This window comes from Pseudoalteromonas maricaloris (assembly GCF_024746855.1).
GTDB classification, from domain to species: domain Bacteria; phylum Pseudomonadota; class Gammaproteobacteria; order Enterobacterales; family Alteromonadaceae; genus Pseudoalteromonas; species Pseudoalteromonas maricaloris.
Genome location: NZ_CP024625.1, coordinates 1,607,759 through 1,624,339, shown reverse-complemented (window position 1 = coordinate 1,624,339; position 16,581 = coordinate 1,607,759). Strand labels below are relative to the sequence as shown.

The 16,581-nt window shown below is 42.4% G+C and carries 13 protein-coding genes and 7 tRNA genes; 6 read left to right on the top strand and 14 right to left on the bottom strand.

What is annotated here, in order from left to right; translation table 11 throughout:
* Window positions 1–725: 725 nt before the first annotated feature.
* The 11 genes from CTT31_RS06970 to CTT31_RS06920 all read right to left on the bottom strand — a co-directional run bounded on the left by CTT31_RS06970 (window position 726) and on the right by CTT31_RS06920 (window position 6,138).
* Window positions 726–799 (bottom strand) — tRNA-Cys (locus CTT31_RS06970).
* A gap of 11 nt (window positions 800–810) precedes the next feature.
* Window positions 811–886, bottom strand: a tRNA-Gly gene (locus CTT31_RS06965).
* Between the two features lie 43 nt (window positions 887–929).
* A tRNA-Leu gene (locus CTT31_RS06960) sits at window positions 930–1,016 on the bottom strand.
* Window positions 1,017–1,037: 21 nt separating this feature from the next.
* Window positions 1,038–1,113, bottom strand: a tRNA-Gly gene (locus CTT31_RS06955).
* 57 nt (window positions 1,114–1,170) lie between these two features.
* Window positions 1,171–1,257, bottom strand: a tRNA-Leu gene (locus tag CTT31_RS06950).
* 36 nt (window positions 1,258–1,293) lie between these two features.
* Window positions 1,294–1,367, bottom strand: a tRNA-Cys gene (locus tag CTT31_RS06945).
* A gap of 7 nt (window positions 1,368–1,374) precedes the next feature.
* Window positions 1,375–1,450 (bottom strand) — tRNA-Gly (locus CTT31_RS06940).
* Between the two features lie 209 nt (window positions 1,451–1,659).
* Window positions 1,660–2,205 (bottom strand): CDP-diacylglycerol--glycerol-3-phosphate 3-phosphatidyltransferase, encoded by a 546-nt coding sequence (gene pgsA, locus CTT31_RS06935; protein WP_010375584.1) that lies wholly within the window; start codon window positions 2,203–2,205, stop codon window positions 1,660–1,662.
* Between the two features lie 42 nt (window positions 2,206–2,247).
* Window positions 2,248–4,071 carry an excinuclease ABC subunit UvrC gene (gene uvrC / locus CTT31_RS06930; RefSeq protein ID WP_130126515.1) on the bottom strand — a complete coding sequence of 608 codons (1,824 nt, stop codon included), beginning with the start codon at window positions 4,069–4,071 and terminating at the stop codon, window positions 2,248–2,250.
* Between the two features lie 11 nt (window positions 4,072–4,082).
* Window positions 4,083–4,733 carry a UvrY/SirA/GacA family response regulator transcription factor gene (gene uvrY / locus CTT31_RS06925; RefSeq protein WP_010606537.1) on the bottom strand — a complete coding sequence of 217 codons (651 nt, stop codon included), beginning with the start codon at window positions 4,731–4,733 and terminating at the stop codon, window positions 4,083–4,085.
* Between the two features lie 259 nt (window positions 4,734–4,992).
* Complete coding sequence (locus tag CTT31_RS06920) at window positions 4,993–6,138, bottom strand: dicarboxylate/amino acid:cation symporter (RefSeq protein WP_211859635.1); 1,146 nt, start codon at window positions 6,136–6,138, stop codon at window positions 4,993–4,995.
* A 211-nt stretch (window positions 6,139–6,349) separates the two neighbouring features.
* Here CTT31_RS06920 and CTT31_RS06915 point away from each other — a divergent pair, with 211 nt between their 5' ends.
* The 3 genes from CTT31_RS06915 (at window position 6,350) to CTT31_RS06905 (ending at window position 10,767) form a co-directional block, all read left to right on the top strand.
* Window positions 6,350–8,644, top strand: coding sequence for a carbohydrate binding family 9 domain-containing protein (locus CTT31_RS06915; RefSeq protein ID WP_260492245.1), 2,295 nt, complete (start codon window positions 6,350–6,352; stop codon window positions 8,642–8,644).
* Window positions 8,645–8,772: 128 nt separating this feature from the next.
* Window positions 8,773–9,741, top strand: a complete 969-nt coding sequence (gene cysK / locus CTT31_RS06910) for a cysteine synthase A (protein ID WP_010375573.1) — start codon at window positions 8,773–8,775, stop codon at window positions 9,739–9,741.
* Between the two features lie 159 nt (window positions 9,742–9,900).
* Window positions 9,901–10,767 carry a substrate-binding periplasmic protein gene (locus tag CTT31_RS06905; RefSeq protein WP_017218900.1) on the top strand — a complete coding sequence of 289 codons (867 nt, stop codon included), beginning with the start codon at window positions 9,901–9,903 and terminating at the stop codon, window positions 10,765–10,767.
* 98 nt (window positions 10,768–10,865) lie between these two features.
* On the opposite strand, the gene queE is transcribed toward CTT31_RS06905, so the two are convergent.
* Window positions 10,866–11,531: a 7-carboxy-7-deazaguanine synthase QueE gene (gene queE / locus CTT31_RS06900; protein ID WP_211859632.1), complete on the bottom strand. Its 666-nt coding sequence runs from the start codon at window positions 11,529–11,531 to the stop codon at window positions 10,866–10,868.
* Window positions 11,532–11,654: 123 nt separating this feature from the next.
* Here queE and queC point away from each other — a divergent pair, with 123 nt between their 5' ends.
* Window positions 11,655–12,311, top strand: a complete 657-nt coding sequence (queC, locus tag CTT31_RS06895) for a 7-cyano-7-deazaguanine synthase QueC (RefSeq protein WP_010375567.1) — start codon at window positions 11,655–11,657, stop codon at window positions 12,309–12,311.
* Window positions 12,312–12,364: 53 nt separating this feature from the next.
* Here queC and cysB read toward each other — a convergent pair whose 3' ends face one another.
* Window positions 12,365–13,342, bottom strand: coding sequence for an HTH-type transcriptional regulator CysB (gene cysB / locus CTT31_RS06890; RefSeq protein ID WP_010375565.1), 978 nt, complete (start codon window positions 13,340–13,342; stop codon window positions 12,365–12,367).
* A gap of 414 nt (window positions 13,343–13,756) precedes the next feature.
* Here cysB and CTT31_RS06885 point away from each other — a divergent pair, with 414 nt between their 5' ends.
* Window positions 13,757–14,518 (top strand): hypothetical protein, encoded by a 762-nt coding sequence (locus tag CTT31_RS06885; protein ID WP_010375563.1) that lies wholly within the window; start codon window positions 13,757–13,759, stop codon window positions 14,516–14,518.
* 67 nt (window positions 14,519–14,585) lie between these two features.
* On the opposite strand, the gene CTT31_RS06880 is transcribed toward CTT31_RS06885, so the two are convergent.
* A complete protein-coding gene (locus CTT31_RS06880; protein WP_045987891.1) occupies window positions 14,586–15,875 on the bottom strand; it encodes an NCS2 family permease in 1,290 nt (429 codons plus the stop codon).
* Window positions 15,876–15,996: 121 nt separating this feature from the next.
* Between CTT31_RS06880 and CTT31_RS06875 the strand changes: the two genes are divergently transcribed.
* Window positions 15,997–16,446 carry a tetratricopeptide repeat protein gene (locus CTT31_RS06875; RefSeq protein WP_010375560.1) on the top strand — a complete coding sequence of 150 codons (450 nt, stop codon included), beginning with the start codon at window positions 15,997–15,999 and terminating at the stop codon, window positions 16,444–16,446.
* Window positions 16,447–16,581: the final 135 nt, after the last annotated feature.

The window sequence follows — 16,581 nt, the reverse complement described above, 5'->3', positions numbered from 1 at the left end:
GCTGTGCATTTTACTCAACCCGTTTTTGTTGTCAACACTTTATTTTAAGTTTCTTTTCGAAGCCTCAAAACCTAAGTTTTACTTGACCCTCACCTCGTTAGCCTGTTGCTTTTCAGCGTTGCGCTCGGTGTCGGTGGATGCGCATTATAGGGAGATCCGATTTTAGTGCAACCCCTTTTTTCATTAAAACTTATAAAAAAGATTTGTTCGAACAAAAAACAAACGAAACATGTCAAAACAGTATGTTTTTTGCTCAGGAAAACCGAATTGAGGTCACGCGAGCCTACATAAACTTTAAGCATCACAGTGGAACAACTAAAACAAATGGCGTTATATAGCATCTGTTAGCATATCAACTTGTCTACTTACATATAGAAATCGAAACAAAGCCAGGTCAATTCTGCTTTATGTAGAGAAGGTGTACGTAAATTATGTGGAAGTGAAAATGCAAAGCTACTAAGAAGCAGTAAGTCTATCCAATAAGCAGGACTAGATACCTAAATGATACCTTTTATCGAAAATATGAAGATAGGTGCGTTTATAAAGGTATTGAATACTAACTTTCGATCCTTCTTATTATTGGCTAGTAGCTATAGTAATGATTCTGGGATCTAAAGAAACAATGTCTAAGTAAAAAAGATGTGGATAAATCAGTAACAGTGGCGTTTTTGTATAATAAAAAAGGTAAATAAGAAAGATATTAAGAATAAGGAGAATATGCGATATGGAGGCGGAACCCGGAGTCGAACCGAGGTAGACGGATTTGCAATCCGCTGCATGGCCACTCTGCCATTCCGCCATGAAGAATATTGGAGCGAGTAACGAGGTTCGAACTCGTGACCTCGACCTTGGCAAGGTCGCGCTCTACCAGCTGAGCTATACTCGCATTCCATTTTTCACACTGGTAAATTTGATATGTGAAAAATAAATGGTGCCCGGGGCCGGACTTGAACCGGCACGCTGTTACCAGCGAGGGATTTTAAATCCCTTGTGTCTACCAATTCCACCACCCGGGCATCGGGTGTGAAAGCAAAAATTGGAGCGAGTAACGAGGTTCGAACTCGTGACCTCGACCTTGGCAAGGTCGCGCTCTACCAGCTGAGCTATACTCGCGTTCCGTTTTGTATATAAAAACCATATAGATTTGTTACATACAAATCCCGATATAAATGGTGCCCGGGGCCGGACTTGAACCGGCACGCTGTTACCAGCGAGGGATTTTAAATCCCTTGTGTCTACCAATTCCACCACCCGGGCATCGGGCTTGCTTTCGCATGTGGATATGTTGAGAAATGGAGGCGGAACCCGGAGTCGAACCGAGGTAGACGGATTTGCAATCCGCTGCATGGCCACTCTGCCATTCCGCCGCAAATTTGGAGCGAGTAACGAGGTTCGAACTCGTGACCTCGACCTTGGCAAGGTCGCGCTCTACCAGCTGAGCTATACTCGCGTTCCATTATTTAAATCTACTTATTTACTAAGCTTCTTTAAACTTTAACTTGCTAGGTGATGCTATCTAAATTTCATTTAGATGACATACTGCCCTCTCAACACGGACGCATTCTACAGAAGTTCTGGAACGCGTCAACATAAAAAATGAATGTTTTGAATCGTTTGCTCAAAATTTATCTAAACCGCTGGGTTTATAATCATTTCAAGTCAAGAATTAGTCAATTCTCCTTTTGCAGCATAGAGATACTGGATCATAGAAACTAATGTTAGCAATGTCGCGATAGCTAAAAGTGCGTAACTTAGCATTGTCATCCAATCTGATAATTGCCAAATCAAACCTATAATAGCTAACATCTGTGCAGCTGTTTTGAATTTGCCCAGCCAAGATACTGCAACACTACCTCTTTTACCTTGTTCGGCCATCCATTCACGCAGCGCAGAAATAACTATTTCTCTACTAATAATGACAACAGCAGAAATAGTAATGAAATAATTATCATAATGTGTAGCAAGTATCACTAAAGCAACACTGACCATCACCTTGTCGGCAACAGGATCTAAAAAAGCACCAAATGGTGTTGACTGTTCCAACTTACGCGCAAGATAGCCATCGAGGATATCGGTAACGGAAGCTAACCAGAAAATAAAAGCGGCGGCAAAAAACGCCCATGAATAAGGAAGATAAAAAACGACTGCAAACACGGGAATGAGTAGCAATCTAAATGTTGTGAGCGTATTTGGAATATTCCACATAACTACTTGGTATTGTCTTTTTTTCTATGTTCGCATGATTGCTTAAGCTTTGTCATGCAAATGATTAAATATCTTTTCAGCCATTTCAGGGCTGATCCCAGGAACTTGCTTTAATTGATGTATATTTGCAGATTTAACTCCCTGCATGCCTCCTAAAAACTTAAGTAGTGCCTGACGTCTTTTCTGACCTACGCCTTCAATCTCTTCAAGCACAGATTGCGTTCTTTGTTTTTGTCTTTTATTACGATGCCCTGCAATTGCAAAGCGATGTGATTCGTCGCGGATATGCTGGATAAGGTGTAATGCAGGTGAATCACTTTCGACATTCACCGTTTTACGACCACCATCTATTAGCAATGTTTCTAATCCAGGCTTTCGGCTTGTGCCTTTTGCAACCCCTATCAGTATCGGCATTTTACTGAGTTGCCAATCAGCGAAGAAAGATTCCGCCCTACCTAACTGCCCCTTACCACCATCAATAAAAATAATATCGGGTACTTTCGCTTCATCCGACATTTTGCCGTAGCGCTTATTTAATGCAAAATCCATCGCTGCGTAATCATCCCCAGGGGTGATCCCTGTGACGTTATATCTGCGATACTCTCTATTGTTTGGCCCTTGACCATCAAACACAACACACGATGCGACCGTGTTTTCTCCCATGGTATGACTGATATCAAAACACTCCATTCTTTGAATGTCTGACAGCCCTAGCACTGCTTTTAGTTTGGCGTATCGTTTGGTGATTGAGTCTTGTGCACTTTGTTTAACTTCAATACTGTTTTGCGCATTTTTATTTGCTAATGCAAGATATTGGGCTCGTTCCCCACGAACGTTACATTTGAAATTAACTTTGCGCTTCGAAACTTGAGTCAGTGCAGCTTCTAATGCACTTCCTTCTTCTATTTCGAATGGCAATACAATTTCTTTAGCAATTCTAGAGTGGTTACCCGTTGAAATATAATACTGCCCGATGAAAGAAGTTAGCACTTCATCTGCGCCAGAATCTTTTGGTACTTTTGGAAAATGTGTTTTCGTCCCAAGTACCTTGTGTTCCCTTATCATCAGTACATGAATGGCCACTAAACCGTTCTTCTGCTCATAACCAATGACATCAAGCTCTGCAAAGTTCCCTGCAATGGACTGCTGTTCTTGCATTTGCCTTAATAAAGCAATTTGATCTCTGTGTTTTGCTGCTTTCTCAAAATCCAAAGACATACTGGCGGTTTCCATTCGTTCCACCAGTGCTGAGATGACGTCCTGAGAGCGTCCCGTCAAAAACTGTCGAACCATGGCTACTTGTTCTTGGTATTCTTCGTCGCTTACTTTGCCAACGCATGGTCCTGAACATCTTTTTAACTGATACTGCAAACAAGGTCGGCTGCGTGCGCGGTAATACGCATCTTCGCATTGCCTAACCGGAAAGATCTTCTGCATTAACCTTAGACTTTCCGATACCGCAGCACTGCTAGGAAAAGGACCAAAATATTCGCCTTTTTGTTTTCTACTACCACGATGAAATGCAAGTCTTGGATGTTGATGGGCGCTCAGGAAAATATACGGATAACTTTTATCATCTCTTAAGAGGATGTTATATCGTGGTTGGTATTTCTTAATTAAGTTATTTTCTAAAAGCAGCGCTTCGGTTTCGGTATTCGTTAGCGTTACTTCAATATGGTCAATATTACTGACCAATACTCGCGTTTTACTATCTGTGATATTTGAACGGAAGTAGCTAGAAACTCGTTTTTTGAGGTTTTTTGCTTTACCAACATAGATAACCTGGTCGTCCACATCGTACATGCGGTACACACCAGGTTCTGTTGTTAATGTCTTAAGGAAAGGTTTGTAATCAAATTCAGTCATTTAAAAAGAACTTAATGACTGCTATCTATATCGATCATTTTATGGCGAATCGCCAAGTGGGTTAATTCCACATCACCGCTCACATTGAGCTTTTCAAACATGCGATAGCGATAACTATTTACCGTCTTAGAGCTCAGGTTCAAGCGATCTGCAATATTTTGTGCTTTCTCACCTTTGGTGATCATGAGCATGATCTGCAATTCTCTTTCCGATAGCGATTGGAAAGGGTTTTCGTCATTGCGGCCACTAAATTGCGCAAGAGCAATTTGCTGAGCAATTTCTGGCGCAATATAACGCTGACCAGCATTAACCGCACGTATTGCATTGATCATTTCATCAGGGCCAGCACCTTTTGTTAGGTAACCATGCGCACCAATTTGCATTACCTTGCTTGGGAAAGGATCTTCACAATGCACGGTAAGCACAATAACTTTTACATCTGGACAGTAACGGCAAATCTTTTTGGTCGCTTCCAATCCACCAATACCAGGCATGTTCATGTCCATTAGCACAATGTCAGGCTCACTTTGGCGACAAAAGGTTACGGCTTCCTCACCGGTTTTGGCTTCTCCTACCACTTTAAAGCCACGCACATCATCTAAAATGCGTTTTATGCCAGTCCTGACAAGTTCATGATCATCAACTAAAAGCACATTAATCAATGGCACACCCTCTACATATATATTGGTAAAAGGAGCGAAGCAACCAACAGCCCCGCTTCCAGATGTTTGAGATTACCACATATTTTTTAAAAGCATAACGATAGAAACGAGAGAAAAATACAATTTTGATATGAATTAACCAAATAGTTAATTAATGAAAGAAGCAGTTTGATTATAATTTCACCGCTTTGTGATTTTAAAGGCAGCCGCTATGGCATTTTAGCCATAGCAACTTATAGTAGATTTATTTTTATATGACTCAGCTTTGCTTTGAAAATTTATCGACCCAAAGTGCAATCACACCATCACCGGTTACATTACATGCTGTGCCAAAACTGTCTTGCGCTAAATATAAAGCAATCATCAATGCCACTGCGCCCTCATTAAAACCAAGCATACTGGTCAATAGTCCAAGCGCAGACATAACCGCGCCACCCGGCGCACCAGGAGCCGCAATCATTACGACACCAAGCATAAAGATGAATGGCAACATTTCCGACAATGACGGGACAACCATCTCAGGAGAAAGCAGCATCACAGCCATTGCACAAGTCACTATGGTAATAGTCGACCCTGACAAATGGATGGTGGCACAAAGTGGTACGGTAAAATTGGCAACCTCTTCGTTAACATTATTAGATTTACTTGCACGAAGAGACACAGGAATAGTTGCCGCGCTCGACATAGTACCAATAGCGGTAAAATACGCAGGTAGCATATTTTTGATTAATTCCAGTGGATTTCTACCAAGTAACAGGCCGCTCACCACAAACAAAGTGCTTAGCCATAGCCAATGCATAATAATCGCGGCAAGCAATACTACGCCAAACGTACTCAGGGTGTCGAATACCGTACCAGCTACTGCCATTTCAGCAAAAACACCTGCGATGTAAAGCGGTAATACTGGAATAATAACTTTCGCAAGCAGTGCATCTACCACATCTCTCGCTTCGTCAGTGACACCTTTAAGTTTAGTTAAACCGCACTGGCTCATCCCAATACCAAAGATAAATGCCGTTGCAAGTGCCGTCATCACTCCCATCAGCGGAGGGATCTCAATATTAATAAAGCTATTAAGATGAGACTCTTCCACAGCTTGATAAGCAACGCCCCCGTCAAAGAATGGGATGAAAGCATTAACTAATAAAAATGCTAATGTGCCAGCAATAATGGTTGACCCATAAGCAAAGCCGACTGTCTTACCAAGTAAGTGGCCCGATCCCTTTGGTAAACCTGCTATACCTGAAGCAATAAAAAGCAGGATTATCAGAGGAATAGTAAAGCTGATAAGTTGCCCTATGATCACCTTGAAGGTGTATAAGAGCTCAACTAACACAGCCGGCAAGTACAGACCCGCCAACATACCAGCGACGATACCCGCCACTAGCTTCAATATAAGAGACATAGTTACTTCCTAGCAGATTTTCAAAGGCGTTGTTGTAACATGTTTTTGACCATCTTTGCTATTAATTCGATGGAGATAAATAGATTTGTACATTTTATGTATACATATTCGCCACCTAACGTAAATAATTGCAACTTGACGAAAATAAATTGTTTCAGCTCATTGCATATTATCTAATACTGGAAAAAGTCTCTGTAAAATAATTAAATTCATGCTTAAAGCTGTAACCTACTCTTTTGTCGCGCTTAGTCTATCTAGCCAAACATGGGCACTAGACCCAAATAAAATCCCATTTATCGACAGTTCTGCAAAAATTGATGGTGCACTTGAAGCCGATATTTGGCAACGTGCATTAGAAATAGATATCAACAACATCACTTGGCCATACGAGAACCAATCAAGTCCAGTACAAACTAAGGCCTACGTATATGAGAATGGTCAATCTTTGTTTATTGCTTTTGATGCAAAGGATCCTAATCCTGAGTTGATCCGCGCATTTTATCGTGACCGTGACCGCGCCTGGGAAGATGATCTTGTCGGCATTAAAATTGATTCATTTAACAATGCCCAAAGCGCTTACCAGTTTTTCATCAATCCACTAGGTGTACAACAAGACTCAATTGAAAACGAACTTACTAAAAGTGAGAATGGTTCTTGGAATGGGATCTGGGATAGCGTCGGAAAGATAAACAAAGATGGTTATGTTGTTGAAGTTGAAATCCCACTTCGTGTATTAAATTTTAACGACTCCCTCGCAAGCAAAACAATGGCTTTAGAGTTTCTGCGTTTTTATCCAAGAAATGAAAGGTTGCGTATCTCCAGCATGCAATTGCGACATGCAAATTCTTGCTGGATCTGTCAAATGCCGAAATATCAAGGATTTGCTAAGGCTAAGCAAGGTAGTAACTTTGCCGTTATTCCAACACTAGTCACCAATAGGCGAGAATCTCGCGACATAGATGATGGTATCGCAGAGCCATGGCAAGCCAACAATAATGTCGAGCCGGGTTTAGACGTAAAGTGGGCTATCACACCAGACACGACGCTAAACGCAACGCTAAACCCTGATTTCTCACAAGTTGAAGCTGACACGGGACAATTGAGCGTTAACAATAGCTTTAGCCTATTTTTCCCTGAAAAACGGGCGTTCTTTTTAGATAATTCCGATTACTTTTCTTCTCACCTTAACCTTATTCATACTCGGAACATTTCGGCTCCCGATTATGGCGTCAAGCTTACCGGTAATAAAAACGGTCACACTTTTGCAGGATTTATTGCCAACGATGAAAGACTCAATGTCGTTGTTCCCGGAAATCTGGGCTCGAGCGTTGTCTCATTAGAGAGAAAAAGCCAAAACATGGCACTGAGATATCGTCATGACCTAAACAAAACCTTGTCAGTAGGCGTGACATCGACTACCAGGCAAAGCGACGACTATCGCAACCAAGTTGCGAGTATAGACGCCAAATACAAGCCAACAGATAACGATACCCTGCAAGTGCAGTTAATTGGCTCAGATACAGACTATGATAGCGCTTTTGCTGAAGCGTTATGTGATAGTACGCTCGCGGAGTGCGACCTAAACGAAAGTGTACTCAGAGTGATTGACGAAGATGACCGTGGTGCTGGCTATTACGTTAATTATGAGCACAATCGCAAGCATTGGAAGGCATTTACCAGCTATCAAGCTCGCGATGCAGCACTTAGAACCGATATGGGCTTTATCACTCAGGTCGACTTTAATAAATTTCTTTTCGGCGGTGAGTACCGTTGGTATGGCGATGACAACAACTGGTGGAACCGTGCACGTTGGTACGCCGACTGGGATATTTCCCACAACGAGCAAGGCGAGTTATTAGAAAAAGAAGTGCAAACCAACTTTGCAGTTGACGGCCCGTTGCAAAGCTTTCTTGATTTCGGTGTTGAACATAGAAAACGCACTGGACTGCGACATGATGAAACCCGTTTAGCGATTGACGGCAATACCGATCTATTTACCGAGAATTCACAGTGGACCTATATGGAGTTCAAGCCAATGGCCGGCGTTTTCGCAGGTTTGAACTTAAGTAAAGGAAACCGCGTTGACCTTGCAAACAACCGTGTTGGTGATTTGTATTTCGCCCGTCCGGTTATTAACGTCAATTTTGGCAAACATTTTGAAGTTAGATTACGCCACACATACGAAAAAATGAAAGCAGATGGCGCGGAAGTTTATACCGCAAATCTGAGCGATATCCGCCTGACTTACCAATTCAACATTAATAGCTATTTGAGATTGGCAATCATCAATACAGATATTTCGAGAAACCAGAGCAATTATAACGATGATGTTGATGCGACTTATAAAAGCATCAGCACCCAACTGCTCTATTCCTATAAACTAAACCCACAAACCGTTTTCTTTGCAGGCTATTCCGATCATGGTTATCAAGACGATGATTTGTCAAAGATAACTAAAGACGAAAAGACGGTATTTATGAAGTTCAGTTATGCCTGGTTGATTTAAATATCAACCTTTAAATAACTATTGGCTATAAGCAAATTTGATATATCTTATAGCCAATCTTTCCTTTCGTTTTGCGAAATGCGCAGTAAAGTGATGGAATACAAGCAAACCTAGATTAGGGAACACAAATGACTAAAGTATATGCAGACAACAGTCTAACTATCGGTAATACACCGCTGGTTAAAATCAATCGCGTTTCTGGCGGCAATGTTTACGCAAAAGTGGAAGCGCGTAACCCAAGCTTCAGCGTTAAATGCCGTATTGGTGCGTCTATGATCTGGGAAGCTGAAAAAGCAGGTCTTCTTAGCGAAGGTAAAGAGCTTATTGAACCAACTTCAGGTAACACGGGTATTGCACTGGCTTTCGTTGCTGCTTCTCGTGGTTATAAATTGACACTTACTATGCCAAATACGATGAGCCTTGAGCGTCGTAAACTACTTAAAGCACTTGGCGCAAATTTAGTGCTAACCGAAGGCGCTAAGGGCATGAAAGGCGCGATTGAAAAAGCAAATGAAATCCAAGCAAGTAACCCTGAAAAATACGTGTTACTGCAACAGTTTGAAAACCCAGCAAACCCGAAGATCCACTTTGAAACAACGGGTCCAGAAATTTTTGATGCACTTGAAGGTAATATCGATTACTTCGTTGCGGGCGTTGGTACGGGTGGCACGATCACCGGTGTTTCACGCTATCTGAAAAATGAAAAAGGCCTAAATGTTAAGTCAATCGCTGTTGAGCCAGTTGACTCACCAGTTATCACGCAAACCCTTGCGGGCGACGAAGTAAAACCAGGTCCACACAAAATTCAAGGGATTGGTGCTGGCTTTATTCCGGGCAACCTAGATCTTGAGCTTATTGATGGCGTTGAGTTGGTGTCGAATGAAGATGCAATTGCAATGGCACACCAGCTGATGAAAGACGAAGGTATTTTAGTAGGTATTTCTTCAGGCGCAGCCCTAGTTGCCGCAAAGCGTATTGCCGAGCAACCTGAAAATGCTGATAAAAACATCGTGGTTATTTTGCCAAGCGCTGCAGAGCGTTACCTAACTAGCCCACTCTTTGCAGACACATTCTCTGAACAAGAATTAGTGCAGTAAGAGTAGAGCTTCATATTCTAGATTACCAAGGGGCATCACTGCCCCTTTGTTTTTTATATTATTCCTTTTAATTTCACTTCCTTTCACTACACTTTATCTATTCGCTACGCTTTTTTGACTTCGATGATTGTAAAGACCTTATTACTCATGTTTTTTCTCATGTTTAGTAGTTTCATCTATGGGGAGAATTTAAACGTTGCCTACTTTAAGGGTGGAGAATTTCGCCTTGTTGCTGGAGAAAAGTATCAAGGGGGCTATCTATACAATAAGAAAGGCAAAAATGCCTTCATTCATATTGTGACATTAGATTGGCCACCTTATATCGGTGCAAACCTCTGCAATAAAGGCTGGGCCTTTCAGTTTGCCGTCGCGCTGCTTACAGATTTAGATTATCAAGTGTATGTTGAATTTTTGCCTTGGGCTCGTGCCGTAAGGGCCGCGGAAACGGGAAAAGCCGATATTTTATTCCCTGAATACTATATTGAGGATTCAGCACCGTCTGACAATCACAAGAATAAGACCCGCAGAGAGCTACTTGCTTTATCTAATGCCTTTCCTGGTGGTGAAATCGGCTTTTTGAAACGAAGAGGTGAAGAAGACCGCTTTGATGGCAATCTAAACTCGGTTAAGAATGAGCTCATTGGTGTCGTGAGGGGCTATCAGAATACCCCAGAGTTTGATGCTATGATGGATAATGGTGAATTTGTTACAGTAGAGGCCGTAAATGATTTACAGCTGGTGAAGTTACTCGTCGGTAAACGCGTAAATTTAGTAATAGGCGATCCAAAAGTACTGCGCTTTACGGTCAATTATTCAGACTTACCTAGAGCTGAGAAAATTGAATTACTAAGAAACATAGAAAACGTGACGCCACCTATAAAGTATAACCACCTCTACTTTGCGCTTAGCAAGCAAAAACCACATTGGCGTGAATTGCTCAAAGACATCAATCGCAATCTCTATCAATTTGAGAACAGTGGCGAAACGCAAAGAATGATTGAAATGGTCAGTAACGAGTGTTATTGACCTCTACATAGAACTTAACGCCTAAGCATCGCGGTTTGTTCAGTACCTCTACTTAAACACACTGCATTTTTAGCTAAAATACGCTTAGGCAAATCGCTTTAGTTAATCCCTAAATACTTGTGCACTTGAACTGATAAGCGCCAATTTTTCGCTTTGCAATTGTCTATTGCAAGCTTAGTGGCCTTGGCTTTTTGGCTGATTGGCTGAAGATACACTAACTTCGGTTCAACTCCAGTTTGTACAAATAACGCCTCTAATTCCTCAATATGCTTTTGCATCGCGACGGGGTGCTTTATCTCATCGGCACGAGCCATTGCACTTGGAAGTACTTTGTAACCCCCACGCATATTAATTTTTGGCGACACGGTAACCCAAGTTTCAGCTGGCGCGAGGATCTCAAATGTACCACTGGTTTCGATCTGTGTGCTGTACCCTTTACTATGCAATAACTCGCATAATGGGCGAAGATCAAACATACAAGGTTCACCACCGGTGATCACCACATGTTTGGCTTGGTAGCCCCGCGCCTCGAAAATCGCCAAGATCTCGTCAGCACTCGCGTTCGCCCACCACTCTGAGTCAGCCTTTTTTTCTACAGTGTTATCCAATGAAACAATAAAAGTGTCGTTGGTTTCCCAGGTTTGTTTGGTATCACACCAAGCACAACCAACTGGACAGCCCTGCAAACGTAAAAAGATTGAAGGCGTACCAGTGAAGCTTGCTTCACCCTGAATTGTTTCAAATATTTCGTTAACCTTGTACAAAATGGCCCCGTGTTTAAGATAAAGTTGTCGAAAAATACCGCGAGAAAATTGTTATTTCTCCAGCGGCCGTGTAGTATATCGCGCCCTGAAGTAAACCTCTATCAAAATCGAGGCAAATCACCTATGAGCGAAAAAGTTGTCGTAATCTATTCCGGCGGAATGGACTCTTACACTGTACTAAACAAGGCTGTCCGCGAGGGCCATGAGGTTTATGCACTGTCTTTTAACTATGGCCAGCGACATGTAAAAGAGCTACAAGTTGCCGCTGACGTATGTGCAAAACTCGGCGTTGCTCATAAGGTCGTTGATATCTCTGCTATCAATCAATTATTGTCAGGCTCTAGCCTAACAGATGACATCGACGTGCCAGAAGGCCACTATGAAGAAGAGAGCATGAAGAGCACGATTGTGCCTAATCGCAATATGATTTTGCTTTCTCTTGCGGTAGGTTACGCTGTCTCTCTAAAAGCAAATAAGGTATTTTACGGTGCTCACTCTGGCGATCATGCAATTTATCCCGATTGCCGCCCTGAGTTCGTTAAAAAGATGGATGATGTTTGCCGCATTGCGAACTACGACGCAGTTGAAATTGTCAGTCCTTACCTTAACAACTCAAAAATTGATATCCTGACCGACGGTCTAAAAATGGGATTAGATTACGCTGACACTTGGACGTGTTACAACGGCCGCGAAAAAGCATGTGGTAAGTGTGGTGCTTGCCAAGAGCGTCTCGAAGCGTTTGAGTTAAACCACGCAACAGATCCGCTCCCGTACGAATAACAGTATCGAAAAAGGCCTCTGTTGAGGCCTTTTTCATATGCTTTTCAAGTGCTTCACTTTACTGGAAGCGTCATACCTTCAAATAGCTTGTCGATATCATCTTGATTTCGTAGCAAGCTTGCACGCTCTACCACATCTTTTGTGAGATGCGGTGCAAATCGCTCAATAAAATCGTACATGTAGCCTCTTAGGAAGCTTCCTTTTCTGAAACCAATTTTCGTCGTACTTGCTTCAAATAGGTGACTCGCATCGATGCAAACTAAGTCGCTGTCAGACTTTTCATCAAGTGCCATTGACGCCAATACGCCAACGCCGAGTCCTAATCTTACGTAGGTTTTAATCACATCGGCGTCTGTTGCAGTAAACACGATGTGTGGCTCCAAACCATGAGCATTAAATGCTTTATCCAGTTCTGAGCGGCCAGTAAACCCAAACACATAAGTGATCAACGGATATTTAGCGACGTCTTGCACCGTAAGTGCACTGCCTTTTTGTGCAAGTGGATGGTCTTTGGCGACCACAATACTGCGATTCCAATGATAGCAAGGTAGCATGACCAGATCACTGTACAAATGCAGTGCCTCGGTGGCGATAGCAAAGTCAGCATCACCTCGAGCGGCAGCATCAGAGATTTGTTGTGGCGTACCTTGATGCATATGTAAAGAAACTGCAGGGTATTTTTTCATAAACCCTTGGATCACAGGAGGTAACGCGTAACGAGCTTGTGTATGCGTCGTTGCGATGTTCAGTTTACCTTGATCTGGTAAGGTATGTTCATTTGCAACCGCTTTGATCCCTTCCACTTTAGAGAGGATCTCACGAGCAATATTAATAATTTCATTACCCGCGCCCGTAACATGCGTTAAATGCTTACCGCTACGGCCAAAAATTTGTACCCCCAACTCGTCTTCAAGCATGCGCACTTGCTTTGAAATACCGGGTTGAGAGGTATATAAACTTTCCGCCGTCGCTGACACATTAAGGTTGTGATTCAACACTTCGACGATATATCTCAATTGTTGTAATTTCATATTGCTTTTATTCTTATGATCTCTTGATGTTGAGCATCAGCCCATAGCAAAACCGCTTTTTTGTTAGCTAGTTTAGTGCAAAGCGATAAAAACCGCCTGTTACGACCTTATGTAGGCTAGCACATTTGGTAAAAATGAGGTAGCCAAGAGGTACTAAATATCAGCATTTTCACTGACGCTCCGACAGTCATTTGGCCAAATAGCGAATATTTTGACACGCTTTTGCAAACTCACGTGCTAAATCTGGCGACTATCTTTCACTAAAACTAACCGCTCATTTAGGCATCGACTATACTAAAAAATAATGAATTCTTTATCTTTTTTACAGGTTATTGTCGTAAACCTGTTCAGAATAGTACGAATTCATGTAAGATTAAAAAATTACACTGGTGGTTACATGAAAGAGATTTCAGTATGTTTGTTTCTATTATAATAATGTTGATTGTTGCACTTATCGTCATAGCAGTTTGGGTAAGCGCGATCCAGCAACATAAAGAGAAACAAGAAGCGGAGAGACGTAAAGAACTTGCTAAGCAAAAACGCGTAATAGAAGAAGCGGAAGACGTCATCATGAACGGCAGCAATATTCCGATGTCTGAAGTCATGATCCGTATCATTCAGCGCCGCGTGCATGACGCTTTAGCCGCAATGGTGGAGTTGTCTCCTACTTCGAAAGAATTAAAAAGTCGCTTACACGAGTCGCAAGAGCGCTTAAATACTCAGCCTGAAAAAACAGCTGACTCAGACTCGATAGCACTTCCTGACAATGACAAGCAAATTATCGCATTAGTTCAAGGCATAAAGAAATTACGCCAACTACTGCGCTCTGAGCATAGTAAAGGTAAAGTAGACACTCAATTGTTCGTTAATGAAGACCGTAGGCTGGAGCGATTTCAGCTTAAAATCAATGTTGAAAGCCAGATAAAACGAGGGCTTTCAGCAAGGACTGCAAATATGGTCGGTTCGGCAAGACAATACTTTGAAAAAGCTTACGCTACAATTTGCGCCGTCTCATACAATGATGACTATGTAAAAGAGAAAAAAGCACAGCTGGAAGGTTATTTAGAAGAGATCAGCAGTGAACTTAGAGCGTCCAACGCATCAGCGGTGAAAAAGAAAGCAGAGCAAGAACAAGACGACTTGGACGTATTGTTTGCACCGAAGAAGAAATGGTAACACCATCATTTACGTAAAAGGCTGGTCACCCAGCCTTTTTTATTACAAATGAAGTAAACCCACTTGCTTAACCAAAAGCAAACTTAACGATAAAGAGTACTGTCAGTACCCAAACGCTGATACTGATTTCATTTGCCTTATTACACGCCAACTTAACTGCCGTATAAGAAATAAAACCCAAAGCAATACCATGCGCGATTGAAAACGTGAGCGGTGTCATCAATAACACAACACTGACCGGAATAGCATCGCTCATCTCATCCCAATTAATCAACTTTAGGTTTTGTAGCATTAATACCGACACATACAATATCGCGCCTGCCGTCGCATATGCAGGAACCATCTGTGCCAGTGGCGCAAAGAATATCATGAGTAAGAAGCAGATCCCCACGACCACGGCTGTCAACCCTGTTCGGCCACCAACGGATACACCTGACACTGATTCGATGTATGAAGTCGTCGTTGAGGTACCGAGCACTGAGCCAGCAATCGTCGCAGTGCTGTCAGCTGACAGTGCCCTACCCAACCTTGGCATGCGACCATGTTCGTCAGATAATCCAGCCTTTTGCGTCACCGCAACCAATGTGCCGCTGGTATCAAATAAATCGACAAATAAAAATGCAAATACCACGCTAAGCATGGAAAGCTCAAAAATTCCGCTCAAATCCAACTGCATATAGGTCGGCGCGATGCTTGGGGGCATATCAACAACCCCATGATAATCTACAAGCCCAAGCCCCCACGCAATACCCGTTACCATTAAAATGCTGATAAGCACGCCACTTTTGACTTCACGGTACATAAGCGCCGCAATCACAAAAAAGCTCGCAATAGCTAATAGCGGGCCGGGAGAAGTGATATCACCAAGTTGTACTAATGTAGCATCGCTTGCGATAACAATTTTCGCGTTCTTTAGCGCGATTAACGCTAAGAATGCGCCAATACCTGCCGCGATCGCACGCTTTAGCACGATAGGTATAGCTTGGATCACCCACTCGCGAACTTTGAATACGCTCAAAAATAGAAATAAACAGCCCGACATAAATACCGCGCCTAATGCACTTTGCCATGTATAACCCATGCCAAGCACAACACCATAGGTAAAAAAGGCGTTTAAGCCCATTCCAGGCGCAAGCGCTAACGGATAGTTTGCCCATAGCCCCATAATAAAACAGCCGATTGCGGCTGCGATACAAGTTGCTACAAAAGCAGCGCCGTGATCCATACCAGCTTCTGCTAGCATTGCAGGGTTTACAAAAACGATGTAAACCATAGTAACGAATGTCGTCAAGCCAGCAATCACCTCTGTTCTTACATTGGTGTGCATAGCTTGCAGTGAAAATAACCGCTCAAGCATAACTAAAATTACAAATTTGAGGAACAAGTGGTTGGATTTTAACACGAATCACTTTAAAACTCGGACAAAATAGTTAAAATTCAGCTACACTCTGCTTATCAACATTATTGCGAATAAAGATATGGATCAAAATAGCACCGACAACTCAGCAAACCATGACTTAGAACAGCAGCTGCTGAATGTGCTTGAATTTGTAACGTCGCCATTAAAAGCAGACGCAAAATTCCCAGATCTTCATGACAATACCCAAGCTTTGAAAAAAGGTCTCTATTACCTAAAAGAAAAGTCTTTTCCGCTTGCGGCAAAATGGCTAAGACTGGCGGCGATGTCTGGTGATTTGAAGGCACAGTTCTTTTTAGGTTTGTTGTTTATGAAAGGTCAAGGAGTGCCACCCAGTCCTTTTCATGCAGCCGCTTGGTTAAGTTTGGCCAGCAGCCAAGGGCACAAAGGCGCCGAACAGGTACTACTAGATGTACGCCGCTTCCTTACAACTAAGCGCTTTAGAGATGCACAGTGCTATGCTGCAACACTTTACGAGCAAATCCATCAACTACAGCATATTAGCCAATAAATTAAATTTTACTCACCAAAATATAGGCTAGGCGTAGCCAAGCCTCTCTTCAGTAAACGTACGCTTACCCTCTGCAACGATCACAATAGTACAGTAGGAAAACTACTGTATAGCAGCTGAGAAAACTTCCTAATG